The organism is Microbacterium sp. ISL-59, assembly GCF_018613945.1.
Lineage (GTDB): Bacteria > Actinomycetota > Actinomycetes > Actinomycetales > Microbacteriaceae > Microbacterium > Microbacterium oxydans_B.
In genome coordinates this window covers 637179-654160 of sequence record NZ_JAGGPG010000002.1, presented here as the reverse complement: position 1 = coordinate 654160, position 16982 = coordinate 637179, and the positions used below count along the sequence as shown (strand labels likewise).

Here is a 16982-nt window from a genome sequence, read left to right as displayed (position 1 = left end):
TCAGGAGCGCTGCGAACGGCGCCCGCCGACGCCGGCCTTCCGGAGCCGGTCGGCGATGACGATACCGAGGGCTGTTCCGCCCACGCAGCTCGCCATCGTCACCGCGAAGAACGCGACCTGCGCGAAGAGGGTCATCGAGCCGAGATCGAACCACGCCCATGCCGAGATCGGGTAGACGATCCCCACCGCGACGGCGCCGACGTAGTGCATCCAGGTGCCCCAGTAGCGCCACAGCACGAACAGGAACGGCAGCTCGGTGAACGCCGCCCACCAGAGGTTGGTCAGCACGCTGCCGAACCCGTAACCCGAGAAGGGCACGAGCACGAGACCGGCGATCAGAGCCACGAGCAGTCCGACGAGCGGACGCCGCAGCAGCCGAAGCGCGATCACCGACGGCAGCAGCCATAGCCCGGCGAGCGCCATGCCGACGAAGGGCAGCGGGCCGGTCAGCAGCGTCGAGAGCCAGTTCATCGGCGCGAGCAGCACCGCTCCGGCGACACCGAGCGCCGCACACGTCAGCAGGATCGCGGTGGGAAACCGGAACCGCCGACCGGGGCCCGACCGACGAGCAGCAGCATCCACCCCGCTCATGCCAGCGGCTCCGCTGCCGCCTCGCGAGCGGCCTTCGACGCGGGTGAGGCCGCGCCGATCTTCCAGTACCCGCAGAAGCTGACCGCGTTCTTGTCGACACCGCGCTCGCCCACCAGGTGCTTGCGAGCGCCGGAGGCGAGCGCCTGCTCACCCGCCGCATACGCGTGGAACGGGGCATCCGGCAGCGCGGTGCGCCCCAGCGCCTGCAGCGCCAGCGCACCGGGGGCGACATCGTGAGGCCGCACGATCCAGACGACCTCGACCCCGGACGGGTGCGGGAACTCCAGCGCATCCTCCTCGCTCGGCACCTCGATGATCGCGGTGCCGGTGGCATCCGCGGGCAGCGATGCACTGATCGAGGCGATCGCCGGCAGCGCGGTCTCGTCGCCGACCAGCACCACGCGGTCCGTGCCGCGCTGCGGGTTGAAGGTGAGCCCCTCGTCGATGATCAGCACGTGCTCGCCCGGCTGGCAGGTCTCCGCCCAGCGCGACGCCGGACCGGCCGTGCCGTCGGCCGCCGAGCCGTGCAGCACGAAGTCCACGTCGATCTCGGCACCGGCCGACGCCGTCGCCGCACGATAGGCGCGCACGGTGTAGTTGCGCATCACGGGCCGTTCGCCGTCGGGGATGCGCAGGAATTTCAGATACCCGAACATCTTGTTCGCCTTGGCGGGCACCCGCTCGAGGCCGGCGTCGCCGCCGATCGGCAGGAACAGTCGGAACCACTGGTCGAAGCCCATCGGGCGGAACTTCTCGATCTCGCCGCCGCCGAGCGTCACGCGGATCCAGTGCGCCGAGAGACGCTCCGAGCGCAGCACCGTCAGATGGATGAGCTCGGTCGTCTCGGGTTTGACCATCTTGCTGTATGCCATGAGGCGCCTTTCAGGGAAGCTGCCAGGGGAAGAAGGCGACGAAGATGGCGGCGGACGCCAGCAATGTCGTGAGGGTGAAGACGGTGTCCCGCGTGCGGAACGGCACGAGATGCCGCTCGGTGCGGGTGGAATGTGCGCCGAAGGCCCGGGAGTCCATCGCGAGGGCGACGCGCTCGGCATGGCGGATGGCGCCGGCGAGGAGCGGCACGATGTAGCCCCAGCCGCGAGCGATGCGGGCGAACGGTCCGCGCCCACCGTGGTACCCGCGCACCCGGTGCGCGGCGCGGATCACGGCCAGCTCATGCCCGAACCTCGGCACGAACCGGAATGCCGCGAGCGCCGTGTAGCCGACGCGGTAGGGCACCCGCAGTTGCTGCACGCTCGCCCGCACGAGGTCGGGGCCGCTGGTGGTGAGCCCGCCGACGAGGGCGAGCGCCATGATGGAGCCGAGTCGGAGCGCCGTCGCCGCGCCGATCACCAGAGCACCGCTGTACAGCGTCCAGTCGCCGACCTGCACCAGTGGTGTGCTGCCGTCGACGAGTCCGGCATCCACCCACAGCGAGAACCCGACCGCGACCAGGAGCATGCCGGCCGGGAGTCCGAGCAACAGCAGAGCGAGCAGACGTCGGGTGAGGCGGGCGCCGACCAGGATCAGCGCGTACGCGAGCACCAGGAACGCGGCCGGGGTGGCGAGATCCCGGACGAACACGAGTAGCACCATCGCCGGGGCGAACCCCGCGACCTTGGCGAGCGGATTCAGGGCATACAGGAACTGCCGGGGCGAGGTCGCCGTCATCCGGGCGTACGGGTCGAAAGCGCGATCTCCTGCGGTGGGAGTGCTGCGGGTGGCGCTGCCCGTGACGTCGGCGCTCACCGGGTCACCTCGAGTCCCGCGGATGCCAGCACACGCTGCAGCGCGGGCATGCGGAGCCCGGCGTCGGCGAACAGCTGCGGCTCACGGAACAGCGCTGCGGTGGCACCCGCCGCCCGCACCCGCCCGTCGGCGAGGATCACGACGTGCGTGCTGTGCTCCGCGACGAGCTGCAGGTCGTGTGTGACGATCACGATCGTCGTGCCTTCGGCGCGGAGATTCTGCAGGATATCGAGAAGCTCGGCGGCCCGCGCGCGGTCCTGCCCGAACGTCGGCTCGTCCAGCGCGAGGACGCGCGGTCGTGTGATCAGAGCCGTTCCCACCGAGAGGCGTCGCTTCTCGCCACCCGACAGGAGGAACGGGTGCACGTCGGCCTTGTGCTCGAGTCCGAACCGCGCGAGCATCTCCGCGACGCGGGCGGTGATTTCCGCATCCGGCACATGCCGCAGCCGCAGCCCGTGCGCCAGCTCGTCGAAGACGGTGTGCGCGATGAACTGGTGCTCGGGGTTCTGGAACACGAAACCGATGCGCGCGGCGAGGTCGCGGGGGGAAGCAGTACCGGGATCGATGCCGTCGACCGACACCTGACCCCGCGGGGGCGGCACGACACCCGCGAGAGCCTGGATCAGCGTCGTCTTGCCGGCACCGTTCGCGCCGACGATGGCGGTGAGGCTTCCCGGCTCGAGGTCGAGGTCGATCCCGTGCAGGATCTCGGTCCGTCGGCGGCGCACGGTCAGCCCCCGGGCGTGGATAATCGCGGTGTCGACGCGTTTCGTCTCGTCGCTGCGCTCCTCGCTCAACGCCTTCTCGTGATCGCCGGTCGTCGAGCGACCGGATCGAGACGAAACGCCCTCCCGCTCGAGCGCGTTTGCGAGCTCATCCGGAGTCAGCGGCAGCGGATCGAACGAGAGGCCCTGACCCCGCAGCCGGAGCGCGGCCAGCGTCGCTGCCGGCAGCCAGACACCCATCGCGACGAGCTCGTCGGCATGCGCGCGGATGATCTCGCCCGCCGGCCCGTCGAACACGACCCTGCCGTCGCGGTCGAGCACGATCGTGCGCGTCACGAAATCCATCGCCGCATCGAGGTTGTGCTCGACGAGGAGGATCGCGCGGTCTCCGGCGGCGACCACATCGGCCAGTGCGGCATAGACGTCGTCGATGCCCTGCGGGTCGAGGTTGGCAGTCGGCTCGTCGAGCACGATCAGGGGCGAACCCATCGCGAGGGCGCAGGCGATCGCGAGTCGCTGCCGTCCGCCGCCGGACAGGTGATCCGGGTTCTCCTCACGCCGATCCCACAGTCCCACCCGGCGCAGTGCTGCTTCGACGCGGCCCCGTACGACGTCGAGTGCGAGCAGGAGATTCTCCGGCCCGAACGCGACCTCGTCGTAGACGGTGCCCGTGACGATCTGCGAATCCGGGTCCTGGAAGACCATCGCGACGTGCGTGCTCAGAGTGGCGGGCTGCGCGGCGGCGGTGTCGACTCCGCCGGCCTCGACGGTGCCGAGCATGGTCGCCGGCAGCGCGTGCGGGATCAGGCCGTTGAGGGCGAGCGTGAGGGTCGACTTGCCGGATCCGGAGGGTCCGAGCAGCAGGACGACCTCTCCGGGGTGGATGTCGAACGTCACGTCGCGCGGTGAGGGGTGCGCGGCATCGGCGTGGGTGAGAGAGAGCTCACGCACGCTCAGCAGGGGCGCGGATGGGCGCACGGCGGAGTCCCGGGTCGACGGATCGTACCCGTCTAACTTAGCTGAGCCTTACCTGATCCGCCATCGAGCGGAACCGACCGGCACCGAGGCGACCGGCGCCGATGCAGTCAGCGCCGAGCGACCCCGGCCCTGCGCAGTGCCGAGCCGATCGCGAGCCCCACCGCGGTCCATGCGATCGGGCCGAGCACCGAGATCGCCAGGTACAGGATCTGCGCCCACGGCGGCATGACCGACAGATGCGCGGCGAAGAACACCACCACCGCGACGACGACGCCGATCACGGCGGCCGAGATGAAGAAGCGCCACGGCCCCCAGGCGCGATAGCGGGTGAGGGCGGCGACGCCCTCCTGGATGAGGCCGAACAGCAGGGCCGTGCCGATGAACCGCAGCGCCCACGCCGGGTTGAAGGCACTCGCGATCAGTGCCGCGAACACGTGCGTGATCAGGGCGACGAGGGGGAGCCGCAGCACCTCCTGGGCGATGATCCCCGGCAGCACGTGCGAGCCGAGCACGAGCCCGTAGAGGAAGAGGAGGGGGCTCGCCAGCAGCACGGGAGTCACCCATCCGGCGATGCCGGCGAGGATGCCCGTGGCCACTCCGATCGCTGCGCAGACGAGCAGTACTCGAGTCGACAGGACGGGGGTGCGGGCCACCTCTCCAGCTTACTGTCGACCTATCGGGAGGGAGGCCGTGGATAACCCTGGCCGATCGGCGAAGGCCGGGTGGTCGATCGACCAGTTCTCTCTTCGGCGGCGAACAGCGGGACTATGTTGGCCGCGGTGCAGCAACGAGGTTGCACCGTGATCATCGGGAGCACCACATGGGTCGAACACCCCTCCGGATGGCAGCAGCCACCACCCTGGCGACTCTGTTCATCGCATCGACAGCAACCACCGGTTACGCGGCGACGCCCACGGGGACGCACCCCGTCCCCGTCGCCGGCACGCCCGGGCATTACATCGTGGTCATGAAGGCAGACCCGCTCGCCAGCTATGAGGGCGACGTCAAGGGCCTGAAGGCCACGAAGCCCGCCGAAGGCGAGCAGCTCGAGACGCAGTCGAACGACTCGCAGCGATACGTCGAGCACCTGCAGACGCAGCAGACCGACCTGATCGGCGACGTGGGCGTCACGCCCGACAACACCTATCAGGTCGCGCTCAACGGTTTCAGCGCCGACCTCTCCGGTGAGCAGGTCGACGCGCTGCGTGCGTCGAAGGATGTCCTCGGCGTGTACCCGGACGAGGTTCGGCACCCCGACGCGCAGACGTCCACCGACTTCCTCGGCCTCGGCGACGACCGCAAGGGCCGCGGCGGAGTGTGGCAGCAGACCGACGGCGTCGAGAAGGCCGGTGAGGGCGTCGTGGTCGGCGTGATCGACACCGGTATCGCTCCCGAGCACCCCTCCTTCGAGGGCAAGAAGATCAAGAAGCAGAAGAAGCAGCAGAGCCGGCACAAGGGCAACCAGCCCTACACCGACGGCACCAACGTGTACTTCGACAAGTCCGACGGCGGGCAGTTCCAGGCGGCCATGGTCGAAGGCCAGGACTGGGACACGAGGGACTACTCCTCGAAGCTCATCGGCGGACAGTACTTCTATGCCGGGGCCGAGGCCGCCGGCTTCGACTTCCAGTACGACTACCTCTCGCCGCGTGACGGCGACGGCCACGGCTCGCACACCGCAAGCACCGCGGCCGGCAACTTCAAGGTCGATGCCGCCATCGAGGACGTCGACTTCGGGACGATCTCGGGCGTCGCACCCGGTGCGAAGGTCGCGGCCTACAAGGCCTGCTACGTCGGCCCGGACACGACCGTCACCACCGACGACATCTGCGCGCTGAGCGACCTCGTCGCCGCGATCGATCAGGCGGTCGCCGACGGCGTCGACGTGATCAACTACTCCATCGGCGGAGGGGCCGCGAGCACCGTGCTGTCGCCGGAGGACCTCGCGTTCTTCAACGCCGCGGCCGCGGGCGTCTTCGTCGCGACGAGTGCCGGCAACGACGGCCCCGACCCGGTCACGGCCGACCATGCTTCGCCCTGGTACACGACCGTCGCCGCATCGACCATCCCGACCTGGGAGGGCACCGTGCAGTTCGACGGGTTCGAGCAGGCCGGAGCATCGGTGAGCGTGCCGTTCGGCGAGAGCGTCACGGGCCCGTCGATCGCTGCGGTGGATGCCGCCGCGGCAGGAGCCGTCGACCCGCAGCTCTGCCTGGCCGGCACGCTCGACCCCGCGAAGGTCGCCGGACACATCGTGGTCTGCGACCGCGGCGGCAACGCGCGCGCCGAGAAGTCGCAGGTCGTGAAGGATGCCGGGGGCATCGGCATGGTCCTCGTGAACGTGCCCGGTGGTGCCGACTCGCTCGACAACGACTTCCACGCTGTGCCGACGGTGCACCTGAACGCCGTGCACCGCGCCGCCGTCCTCGCCTACGTGCAGGGCGGCGTCGACCGTCCGATCACCCTCGTCGGCGAGAACACCACGGGCGTGACCACCCCCACCCCGCAGATCGCGGGCTTCTCGAGCCGCGGACCGATGCTGGCCGACGGCAGCGATGTGCTGAAGCCGGATGTCGCGGCCCCCGGCGTCGCGATCCTCGCGGCGACGAACAACGGACCCGACGAGGAGCCGACCTTCGGCATCCTCTCCGGCACGTCGATGGCCTCACCCCACGTGGCGGGTCTCGGAGCGCTGTACCTCGGTGAGCACCCGAAGGCGACGCCGGCGGAGATCCGGTCGGCGATGATGACCACCGCCTACGACACCGTGCTGCCCGACGGTTCGAAGAACACCGACCCGTTCGAGCAGGGTGCCGGTCAGGTCGACCCGAAGCGGTACCTGAACCCCGGTCTGCTGTACCTCAACGGGGTCAAGGACTGGGCAGCGTTCCTCGACGGGAAGGGCCTGTCGGACTTCCCGGGGATCGAGCCCATCGACGGCAGCGACCTGAACCAGGCCTCGATCTCGATCGGCTCGCTGGCCAGCGCGCAGACCGTCACCCGCACGGTCACCTCGACCGAGAAGGGCACCTTCACCGCGAAGGCCTCCGTCCCGGGCGTGAACGTCAAGGTCACCCCGCAGCAGCTGAAGTTCGACAGGCCGGGTCAGACCAAGACCTTCACAGTCACGTTCGACAACAAGAGCGCGCCGGTCGAGGAGTGGGCGACCGGTTCGCTCACCTGGAAGAGCGCGAAGAACTCGGTGCGTTCGCCGATCGCGGTGTTCCCGGTCACGGCGGATGCTCCGGCCGAGGTCACCGGCACCGGCATCGACGGCAGCGCGTCCGTGCAGATCATCCCCGGACTCGACGGCGACCTGGCGCTGAACCTCTCGGGCCTCACCGCGTATGAGCTGCTCGCCGACCCGGACAACCCCGTCGAGGGCCACTCGGGCGACGAGAACTCGGGTGATGCGAACAAGGACGTCGCCTGGCTCGTGGACGTCCCGGAGGGCACCACGCTCTCCCGGTTCGACCTCGACTCGTCGGACGACGACGGCAGCGACCTCGACCTCACCGTGTACCGCGTGGTGAGCCCGGACGACCTGCGGTACTACGAGAACTGGCAGTCGGCGACCGGCTCGGCGGACGAGCAGGTCACGGTTCCGGCACCGACCGCCGGCACCTACCTGGTGGTGGCGAACGTGTACTCGACGACGGGGCCGATGACGTGGGACATGTCCTACGCCAACGTGCAGCCGGGCGGCGAAGGCGCGTTCACCGCGACGCCGAATCCGATCGCCGCGGTCCGCGGTGCGAAGACGAGTTACGACCTCAGCTGGACCGGCCTGACCGCCGGCGCCCGCTATCTCGGACTCGTCCAGTACGGCGACTCGGACGTGCGCACCGTCGTGACGGTGACGACGCCGGACGCCCCGGCGAAGCAGGCGCCGCCGGCGGATGCTCCGGAGACTCCGGCACCCGAGACGAAGGCCCCGGAGACTCCCGCACCGACTCCGGCACCGACCCCGGCACCGGAGACCCCGGCACCGGAGACGAAGGCACCGGAGACCCCGAAACCGGAGTAGCCCCCACAGCACAGCGCCCCGCGGTCTCCCTTCCGCGGGGCGCTGTGTGCGCGCACGGGCATCCGTTCATCGCGTGATCGGCGCCGCTCGTCGCAGCATCCGCTTCCTCCTCCGCATCCGGCCCACGCGCTTTCCTAACGTGGGGGAACGCAACGTCGCGTATCCCGAGGAGACTCCCATGACCGCACCGGGCATCGAACCCGTCACCGACCCGAAACTCCCTCCCGTCGCCCTCAGCGAGGAGCATCACGAGAAGGCGAACCGCTGGACTCTGCCGAAGATCATCCTCTGGGCGGCGATCGCCCTGCTGGGTGCCGTCGCGTGGACCATGCTCGCGATCGTCCGCGGCGAGACCGTCAACGCGATCTGGTTCGTGTTCGCCGCGGTCTGCACGTATCTGATCGGCTACCGCTTCTACTCGAAGGTGATCGAGAAGTACATCACCCGCCCCGACGACCGCCGGGCCACCCCCGCCGAGGTCCGCCAGGACGGCAAGGACTACGTCCCCACCGACCGGCGCGTGCTCTACGGCCACCACTTCGCCGCCATCGCCGGCGCCGGACCGCTCGTCGGCCCCGTGCTCGCGGCGCAGATGGGCTTCCTCCCCGGCACGATCTGGATCATCGTCGGCGTCGTGCTCGCCGGCGCTGTGCAGGACTACACGGTCCTCTTCTTCTCGATGCGCCGCGGCGGCCGCACGATCGGCCAGATGGCGCGTCAGGAACTCGGCAAGATCGGTGGCACCGCCGCGATCATCGCCTCGCTGCTGATCATGCTGATCATCGTCGCGATCCTCGCCCTCGTCGTGGTCAACGCGCTCGGCGAGAGCCCCTGGGGTGTCTTCTCAGTCGCCATGACCATCCCGATCGCGCTCTTCATGGGCGTCTACCTGCGCTACCTGCGCCCCGGCAAGGTCACCGAGGTCTCGATCATCGGCTTCGCACTGCTGATGGCCGCGATCATCGGCGGCGGCTGGGTCGCGGGCACCGAGTGGGGGCAGGCGATCTTCCACCTCGACCGCACCACCATCGCGTGGGGCATCATCATCTACGGCTTCATCGCCGCCGTGCTCCCGGTCTGGCTGCTGCTCGCTCCGCGCGACTACCTGTCGACCTTCATGAAGATCGGCGTGATCGTCATGCTCGCCGGCGCCATCGTGCTGGTGCGTCCGGAGATCACGGTTCCCGCGGTCAGCATCTTCGGCGAGAACGGCATGGGTCCGGTGTTCGCCGGCCCCCTCTTCCCATTCCTGTTCGTCACGATCGCCTGCGGTGCGCTCTCGGGCTTCCATGCGCTGATCGCGTCCGGAACCACACCGAAGCTCATCGAGAAGGAGCGCCAGACGCGCTTCATCGGATACGGCGGCATGCTCATGGAGTCGTTCGTCGCGATCATGGCCCTCGTCGCCGCGATCTCGATCGACCAGGGCATCTACTTCGCGATGAACGCACCGGCCTCGGCGACGGGTGGCACGGTCGAAGGGGCCGTCGCCTTCGTGAACTCGTTGGGCTTGTCGGGGGTGAACCTCACGCCCGAGATGCTCACCGGCACGGCAGAGGCGGTCGGCGAGGAGTCGATCGTGTCCCGCACCGGTGGCGCCCCGACCCTGGCGCTCGGACTCGCGCACATCATGCAGCAGGCCCTCGGCGGTCAGGCGCTCATGGCGTTCTGGTACCACTTCGCGATCATGTTCGAGGCGCTGTTCATCCTCACCGCGGTGGATGCCGGCACCCGTGTCGCCCGCTTCATGCTGCAGGACTCGATCGGCGCCTGGTTCCCCAAGTTCCGCGACGTCTCGTGGCGCCCCGGCGTCTGGATCTGCACCGCGATCATGGTGGCCGGCTGGGGAGCGATCCTCATCCTCGGTGTGACCGACCCGCTCGGCGGCATCAACACCTTCTTCCCGCTGTTCGGCATCGCGAACCAGCTGCTTGCCGCGATCGCGCTCGCCGTGGTGCTGGCCATCGTCGCCAAGCGCGGCCGCAGTTACTTCAAGTGGCTGTGGATCATCGCGCTGCCCCTGGCGTTCACCGCGGTCGTCACCATCACGGCGTCGTTCTACAAGATCCTCTCCCCGGTCCCCGCGATCGGCTACTGGGCGAACCACTTCAAGTACGTGGCGGCGCGCGATTCCGGCGACACCGCGCTCGGTGGGCCCGAGGTGCTCGACGCGGTCATCCGCAACACGGCCGTGCAGGGCACCCTGTCGATCATCTTCGTCACCCTCGCGATCATCGTGATGGTCATGGCCGTGATCGTCACGGTCAAGGCGATCCGCAACGGCGGCGGCGAGAACACCGAAGACGAGCCGGTCGCCTCGCGCCGCTTCGCTCCGGCCGGCTTCCTGCCGAGCACCGCGGAGCGCGAGCTCGAGAAGCAGTGGGAGCCGATCCTCGCCGACGAGCGCAAGGCGTCGTCCCACTGAGATGGCCGACACCATGAGTCGGACGGATGCCGCGACCACCCTCCTGCGCGCTCTACTGGGCGCCGTGGGCCGGGTGGGCCGCGGCATCCGCTGGTACATGACGAACCTGATGGGCGACAGCGCCTACGCGACCTATGTCGCCCATCAGCGCCGCGTGCACCCGGACGAGGAGCCGATGACCGAGCGGCAGTTCTGGCGGGAGCGGATGGACGACCAGGACCGCAACCCCGGTGCCCGCTGCTGCTGACGCGCCGTGCACGGCTCCGTAGGCTGATCTCATGACCGACGTCGTTCTCGCCGCAGTGCTCGGCGTGCTCGGCGGCGTCGTCCTGACGCTGCTGCTGCTGTTCGCGCGGCGTCTCGCGCGCGGGGCGGCCGACCTCGGCAGCGATGCGGAGCAGGCGGCCCTCACCGCGCTGCACCAGGCGAGCCTGGCCGCTCCGCACCTGCGCGCCGGTCTCGCCGCCCCCGATGTCGTCAAAGCCGCACGCCACCTGCGGGTGCTGCTCGGCAGTGCCGCGGTGGCGATCGTCAGCGCCGACGACACCGTCTCGTTCGACGGCTCGTCCGATGGGCTGGAGTCGGCGGCGATCCGCATCGCCGCGCAGGTCAGGGCCTCCGGGCGTCGACAGGTGTTCCCCGCGTCGGGGCGCGACGACGACCTCGAGGCCGTCGGGGCTCCGATCCGCGTCGACGGCCGCGTGGGCGGCGTCGTCGTCGCGTTCGCGGCCCCCGTCGGGGCGGCGCTCGTGCGGGCCGCCGAAGAGGTCGCCGACTGGTGCGCCGCGCAGGTCGAGCTCGGGGTGCTCGACTCATCGCGGACCCAGCTCGCCGAGGCCGAGCTGCGGTCGCTGCGGGCGCAGATCTCCCCGCACTTCATCTACAACGCCCTCACGGCGATCGCGTCGTTCATCCTCACCGACCCCGAGCGTGCCCGCGAGCTGGTGCTCGAGTTCGCCGATTTCACGCGCTACTCGTTCCGGCGACAGGGGGAGTTCACCACGCTCGCCGAGGAACTGGGCAGCATCCACTCGTACCTCGAACTGGAACGCGCCCGCTTCGGGGATCGGCTGCGGGTGACCCTGCAGATCGCGCCGGAGACCCTTGCGACCGTCATCCCCTTCCTGTCTGTGCAGCCGCTCGTCGAGAACGCGGTGCGCCACGGGCTCGAGCCGGGCGAGGGCGGCGGCGAGATCCGCATCGTCTCGCGCGACGACGGCACGCACACCGAGATCACCGTCGAGGACGACGGCGTGGGCATGGACCCCGAAGCCCTGCGCGCCACACTCACCGCGAGCGACGACGGCGTGCACGTCGGCCTCCGCAACGTCGACACCCGGCTGCGCCAGCTCTACGGCGCGGACGGCGGTCTGGTGGTCGAGACCAACAGCGGCGCGGGTACCCTGGTGCGCATGCGGGTCCCGAAATCTCAACCGCAGCATGATCCGGACACCGACTGATGACGATGCCCACGAACAGCGCACCCCCGATCGACGTCCTCGTCGCCGACGACGAGAGCCCCGCGCTGGACGAGCTCGTGCATCTGTTGCGCACCGATCCGCGCATCGGCGAGATCCTCACGGCGTCGTCGGGTGCCGAGGCGCTGCGGCTGATGTCGGAGCGCGCGGTGCGGATCGCCTTCCTCGACATCCACATGCCGGGGCTCAGCGGCACCGAGCTCGCGCGGGCACTGCTGACTCTCGCCGTGCCGCCGGCGGTCGTGTTCGTCACGGCCGACGACGCCAAGGCGGTGGAGGCGTTCGAGCTGCGAGCCGCCGACTACCTGCTCAAGCCCGTGCGGGCCGCGCGGCTGCGTCAGGCGGTCGACCGTGTGGTCGAGGTCGGCGGCGACACCGCGGCATCCGGCGACGACGAGGTGCTGCCGGTCACGGTCGGCTCCGCGGTGCGGTTCGTGCGGCGCAGCGACGTGACCTGGGTGCAGGCGCAGGGCGACTACTCGCGGCTGCACACCGGCGACGGCGCGGGTCATCTGGTGCGCATTCCCATCTCCGAGCTCGAGACGCGGTGGACGGATGCCGGGTTCGTGCGCATCCACCGCTCGTCGCTCGTGCGCATCTCCGCCGTGACCGAGGCTCGGCTCTCCGGCGCGGATGCCGCCGTCTCGATCGGTGGGCTCTCACTTCCGGTGAGTCGGAGGATGGTGCCGGCCGTGCGCGAGGCGTTGGTGCGCGGCGAGGGCGCGGGATGACCGAGAAACCGAAGCGGGTCCGCGTCACCGCCGACCTCCCCGACCGGCGCCCGGCGACCCTCACCCGCGGCATCGCACTGCCCGGTGCCCCCGTGGATGAGGCGGATGCCGTCTACGCGCGGGCCCTGATGCGCAGCCAGCTCCGCCTCGCGCTGGGGACGGTCGCCGGGTTCGTGGTCGTGGTCGTCGCACTGACCCTGGCGATCGCGCTCATCCCCGAGATCGGGCGGATCCTGGTGTGGGGACTGCCGCTGTCGTGGCTGCTCCAGGCATACGCGTTCTACCCGATCATCGTCGTCTTCGCCGTGCTCTACGTGCGCACGGCCGCCCGTAACGAGCGCCGGTACCGGGCGCTGCGAGACCGCGAATGAACGCGGTGCTCGACCTCATCGGGGTCGCGCTGGTCATCGTCGCGACGCTGCTGATCGGCGTCTACGGACTGCGCATCTCGCGCACGACGGGCGACTTCTTCGTCGCCTCGCGCACGGTGCGACCGGTGTGGAACGCGTCGGCGATCAGCGGCGAGTATCTGTCGGCCGGCACGTTTCTCGGGCTGTCGGGCCTCGTGCTGCTTGACGGCGCCCGCGGGTTCTGGTTCCCGATCGGCTATGCCGCGGGCTATCTGCTGGTGCTCGCATTCGTCGCCGCCCCGCTCCGGCGCAGCGGCGCGTACACGATCCCCGACTTCATCGAGGCTCGGCTGGAATCGACTTCGGCGCGGCGGGTGACCAGCATCGCGGTGCTCGTCATCGGCTGGCTGTACATCGTGCCGCAGCTGCACGGCGCCGGGCTCACGCTGCTCGTCGTGGCCGGCCTTCCCGAATGGGTGGGCGCGGTGACCGTCGCGGTGCTCGTGGCGGCCGCGGTCGCGGCGGGCGGTATGCGGGCGATCACCTACGTGCAGGCGTTCCAGTACTGGCTCAAGCTCACCGCTCTCCTCGTGCCCGTGGTGTTCATCGCCTTCGCGCTCAGCGGGGGACCGCACGACTTCGATCCGGCGCTCGTCTTCCCCGTCGAGGCCGGTCCCTCCGGCTTCGACGTGTACGAGACGGCCTCGCTCCTGCTCGCGCTGCTGCTGGGCACGATGGGTCTGCCGCACGTGCTGGTGCGGTTCTACACGAGCCCGACCGGGGTGTCTGCCCGCCGCACGACCGTGATCGTGATCGGCATGGTGAGCGCGTTCTATGCGGTGTCGAGCACGATGGGGCTGCTGGCCCGCATCGCCGCTCCCGACCTCGCCGTGCCGGGTGTGGCGGACACGGTGGTGCTGCTGCTGCCCTCGCGGGTCTTCCCCGGGGTGGTCGGGGAGCTGCTGACCGCGCTGATCGTCGCCGGAGCGTTCGCAGCGTTCCTGGCGACCTCGGCCGGACTCGTCGTGTCGCTCGCGGGGGTGATCAGCCAGGACGTGTTCTCGGGCTCGGTGCGCTCGTTCCGCCTGTCGGCGGTGCTCTGCGCCCTGGTGCCGCTCGTGATCGCGCTGCTCACGGCGCCGGCGGGGCTCGGATCGAGCGTCGGCGTGGTGTTCGTGGTGGCGGCGTCGACGCTGTCGCCGGTGGTGCTGCTCGGCGTGTGGTGGCGTGGGCTCACCGCTCGAGGGGCCGTGGCCGGGATGGTGTCGGGCGGATTGGCCGCAGGTCTCGCGCTGCTCGTGCACGCGGCGGTCGGGGGAGTCGGCGTCGCCGCGCCCTACCTCGCGCAGCCGGCCGCCTGGACGATCCCGCTCGCCACGATCGTGACGGTCGTGGTGTCGCTCCTCGACCCGCGGGGGCCGTCGCCACGCACGGAACGCTTCCTCGCGCGGGTGCACACCCCGGAGCGCGGCTGAGTCAGGGCGGGAACGCGCCTGAGTCAGCGGGCTGAGTCAGGGCCGGGGAGTGCGCAGCGTCCAGGCCGGCCACCAGCCGTCAGGGAGACGCGCGAGGAGGTCTTCGGCATCGTCCAGCTCCTCGGCCGGGAACGACGGGTCGGGTTCGCCGCCGCCCGACCGTCCGCCCCCGTCAGGGGTGCGCAGCTCGGTATGCAGCCAGCGTCGCTGCCCGACGGGGAAGACCTCCCTCAGCCCTCCGGCGGCGATCGCGAGCAGGGTCTCCTCGAGCTGGTCGGCGACACTCTCGGCGGTCTCGTCGCAGGCATCGCAGGTGCAACTGGGCGCGTATTCCCGGGTCAGGGCTCCGGACTGTATGAAGACGGATTCGGCCGTCCCGGTGAGGGTGATCTGCGCCCCTGTGGTGGGGCGCAGATGAAAGACGCGTGCCCCCGACTCGTCGGACCGTCGGTCGACATCGACGTCGTACCAGGTCTCGAGGTGGTGGACGAGTGCGTCGACGACCGACATCACGGGGGCGAACCGTTCCGGATGGGTCACCCGTGAGTAGGCGTCTTCCGGAGGCGAGCCACCGGCCCAGCGGGATCCGTAGTGGATGACACGGCCGGACTCGTCGACGAACTCCGGGATCGCGAGCACCGGGCGCGTGAACGGCACCGGGGCGACGACGAAGTCGATGTCCACCTCTTCGCGCCGCAGGGCGTCGAGCTCCTCGGCGTCGCGGTCGGCCTGCGGCCAGGAAGCGAGCATCTCCCGGAACGGCTCGCGCTGTTCCGGGTGCTCGATGATCCCCCTCAGCAGGCCGGCGACCGGGACCGACATCGTCGAGGTACCCACCTCCGGTTCGCTCGTGAAGCGCCACCTCGCCGCCGGATGCGCCACGGCGATCGCGTTGCCCAGGAACCGTTCCGCCGCCTCCGCCGTCTCGGGAACATCGAGGAGTTCGGGATGTGCGGCCACGAAGTCCCACAGTGCGCTGAAGTCGGCGGCGAGGGCGGCGGGGTCCGCGCCGGCATCCCGCGCGAAGGTCTCGAAGAGCTCGAAGCCTTCGACGAATCGCGGGGGCGCGACCGGCTCGGGGCTCGGCCAGATCAGCATGGCGGACATGGCGTCCGGCATCGGCGCGAGCGCGCCGGGAAAGGTGTTCGACGTCGACATCGGGCTAGAGCTTCCGGCTGCGCGGCATGAGCCGTACGTCGGGGAGCGGCGGGGCCGGGATGCGCACGTCGTGACCCTCGACCGCGCCGAAGCGGGGCGATGTCGCTCCCGTCGCGGACTCCGCCTCCCACTCCTCGCGCGCGGCGACGATCTCGTCATGCGAGCGGCCGGCGAAGTTCCACCACATCACGATGTCGTCCTCGAAGGGCTCGCCGCCGAGCATGAACAGCAGTGCACCATCGCGGCTGGCCACCTCGACCTCGTCGCGGGAGTCGCCCAGATAGAGCAGACCATTCCGGTCGAGTGGATGCTCCGCCACCACGGCATCGCCCTCGACGAGCATGAGGGCGTGCTCCCAGTCGGAGCGCAGCGGCAGTCGCACGCGGGAGCCGGGGGCGAGCACGATCTCTGCGCCGACGATCGGAGTGTGCACCGTGGCGGGCGAGCGCACGCCCGCGAACTCGCCGAGCACGACCGTGGCCTCGGCATCCGCTCCATCGTCAGCCGGGAGGGCGACGGAGGGCAGCTCGGTGTGGCGCTCGAACCCGGCCGCGCCGTGGCGGGCGGAATCCGGCAGCACGACCCAGAACTGCAGGGCGTCGAGGGGCACCGGACCCTCGCCGATCGAGTACTCGGAGTGGGAGATGCCGTTCCCGGCCGTCATCAGGTTGAGCTGACCGCGGCGCAGGTCGGCGTCGCTGCCGAGCGAGTCGCGGTGGCGGATCTCGCCGACCAGCGGCCAGGTCACCGTCTGCAGCCCGATGTGCGGATGCGGCTCGACCCGCATCTTCGTGTCGGCGGGCCCGAACCGGTCGAGGAAGCACCAGGCGCCGATCGTCGGCAGGTTGCGGTGCGGCAGTGCCCGCAGCACGTTCATGCCGCGTACCCCGCCGAGCGGCACCTCGCGCGGCTCGAGGATGAGGCGGCGCTGCCCGATCATTCCGCTCGGCCCGTCGGGTCCTCACCCGCGGATCCGGCAGGTCCCGCGGGGGTCTGCGGCCAGCGGATCTCGGCGCCCGGCACCTCGTGCGTCTCGAGGTACTTCGCGATGTAGGGGCAGAGCGGGACGATCGCCTCACCGCGCTCCGCGGCATCCGCCAGCGCGGCGGCCGCGAGCGTGCCCGCCAGCCCCTGGCCCTGGAATGCGGGGTCGACCTCGGTGTGGATGAAGCGGATGCTCCCGGGGCGCAGGTCGAAAGCCGCGAAGCCCGCGAGCACGTCGTCGGAGCGGATCTCGTAGCGCGACTCTTTGTCGTTGCGAGTCACGGTGATGTCGGTCATCGGATGCTCCTTCGAAC

The 16982-nt window shown here is 70.2% G+C and carries 15 protein-coding genes; 7 read left to right on the top strand and 8 right to left on the bottom strand.

The features are described 5' to 3' along the window. The 5 genes from J7E45_RS07265 to J7E45_RS07245 all read right to left on the bottom strand — a co-directional run bounded on the left by J7E45_RS07265 (position 1) and on the right by J7E45_RS07245 (position 4693). Positions 1-591, bottom strand: coding sequence for an ECF transporter S component (locus J7E45_RS07265; protein ID WP_167632916.1), 591 nt, complete (start codon positions 589-591; stop codon positions 1-3). Then, complete coding sequence (locus J7E45_RS07260; protein WP_215068163.1) at positions 588-1463, bottom strand: siderophore-interacting protein; 876 nt, start codon at positions 1461-1463, stop codon at positions 588-590. Before J7E45_RS07260 ends, J7E45_RS07265 begins: the two co-directional genes overlap by 4 nt. A gap of 10 nt (positions 1464-1473) precedes the next feature. After that, positions 1474-2259 carry an energy-coupling factor transporter transmembrane component T gene (locus J7E45_RS07255; protein WP_215069716.1) on the bottom strand — a complete coding sequence of 262 codons (786 nt, stop codon included), beginning with the start codon at positions 2257-2259 and terminating at the stop codon, positions 1474-1476. Between the two features lie 74 nt (positions 2260-2333). Then, positions 2334-4040 carry an ABC transporter ATP-binding protein gene (locus J7E45_RS07250; protein ID WP_215068161.1) on the bottom strand — a complete coding sequence of 569 codons (1707 nt, stop codon included), beginning with the start codon at positions 4038-4040 and terminating at the stop codon, positions 2334-2336. A 107-nt stretch (positions 4041-4147) separates the two neighbouring features. Beyond that, positions 4148-4693, bottom strand: coding sequence for an ECF transporter S component (locus J7E45_RS07245; protein WP_091032400.1), 546 nt, complete (start codon positions 4691-4693; stop codon positions 4148-4150). A 188-nt stretch (positions 4694-4881) separates the two neighbouring features. Between J7E45_RS07245 and J7E45_RS07240 the strand changes: the two genes are divergently transcribed. From J7E45_RS07240 to J7E45_RS07210, 7 genes are all read left to right on the top strand, one after another. Beyond that, the gene (locus J7E45_RS07240; protein WP_215068159.1) at positions 4882-8067 is read left to right on the top strand and encodes a S8 family peptidase; all 3186 of its coding nucleotides are present in this window, start codon (positions 4882-4884) and stop codon (positions 8065-8067) included. 178 nt (positions 8068-8245) lie between these two features. After that, positions 8246-10492 (top strand): carbon starvation CstA family protein, encoded by a 2247-nt coding sequence (locus J7E45_RS07235; RefSeq protein WP_091032397.1) that lies wholly within the window; start codon positions 8246-8248, stop codon positions 10490-10492. 1 nt (position 10493) lies between these two features. Next, on the top strand, positions 10494-10739 hold the full coding sequence (locus tag J7E45_RS07230) for a YbdD/YjiX family protein (RefSeq protein WP_091032394.1): 246 nt from the start codon (positions 10494-10496) through the stop codon (positions 10737-10739). Positions 10740-10770: 31 nt separating this feature from the next. Then, positions 10771-11952, top strand: a complete 1182-nt coding sequence (locus tag J7E45_RS07225) for a sensor histidine kinase (protein ID WP_167632921.1) — start codon at positions 10771-10773, stop codon at positions 11950-11952. A 5-nt stretch (positions 11953-11957) separates the two neighbouring features. Further along, positions 11958-12701, top strand: a complete 744-nt coding sequence (locus J7E45_RS07220; protein ID WP_215068157.1) for a LytTR family DNA-binding domain-containing protein — start codon at positions 11958-11960, stop codon at positions 12699-12701. Further along, the gene (locus tag J7E45_RS07215) at positions 12698-13072 is read left to right on the top strand and encodes a heavy metal transporter (protein ID WP_215068154.1); all 375 of its coding nucleotides are present in this window, start codon (positions 12698-12700) and stop codon (positions 13070-13072) included. The genes J7E45_RS07220 and J7E45_RS07215 overlap by 4 nt, the downstream gene beginning before the upstream one ends. Further along, positions 13069-14526: a cation acetate symporter gene (locus tag J7E45_RS07210; protein WP_215068152.1), complete on the top strand. Its 1458-nt coding sequence runs from the start codon at positions 13069-13071 to the stop codon at positions 14524-14526. The genes J7E45_RS07215 and J7E45_RS07210 overlap by 4 nt, the downstream gene beginning before the upstream one ends. Positions 14527-14562: 36 nt before the next feature. On the opposite strand, the gene J7E45_RS07205 is transcribed toward J7E45_RS07210, so the two are convergent. From J7E45_RS07205 to J7E45_RS07195, 3 genes are read right to left on the bottom strand one after another with little or no spacing between them, the layout of a single operon-like run. Further along, positions 14563-15684, bottom strand: coding sequence for a DUF6226 family protein (locus J7E45_RS07205; RefSeq protein WP_215068150.1), 1122 nt, complete (start codon positions 15682-15684; stop codon positions 14563-14565). A 4-nt stretch (positions 15685-15688) separates the two neighbouring features. Then, positions 15689-16624, bottom strand: a complete 936-nt coding sequence (locus J7E45_RS07200) for a pirin family protein (protein ID WP_215068148.1) — start codon at positions 16622-16624, stop codon at positions 15689-15691. Continuing rightward, entirely contained in the window at positions 16621-16965 is a 345-nt protein-coding gene (locus tag J7E45_RS07195) for a GNAT family N-acetyltransferase (protein WP_215068146.1), read from the bottom strand. Before J7E45_RS07195 ends, J7E45_RS07200 begins: the two co-directional genes overlap by 4 nt. Positions 16966-16982 lie beyond the last annotated feature (17 nt).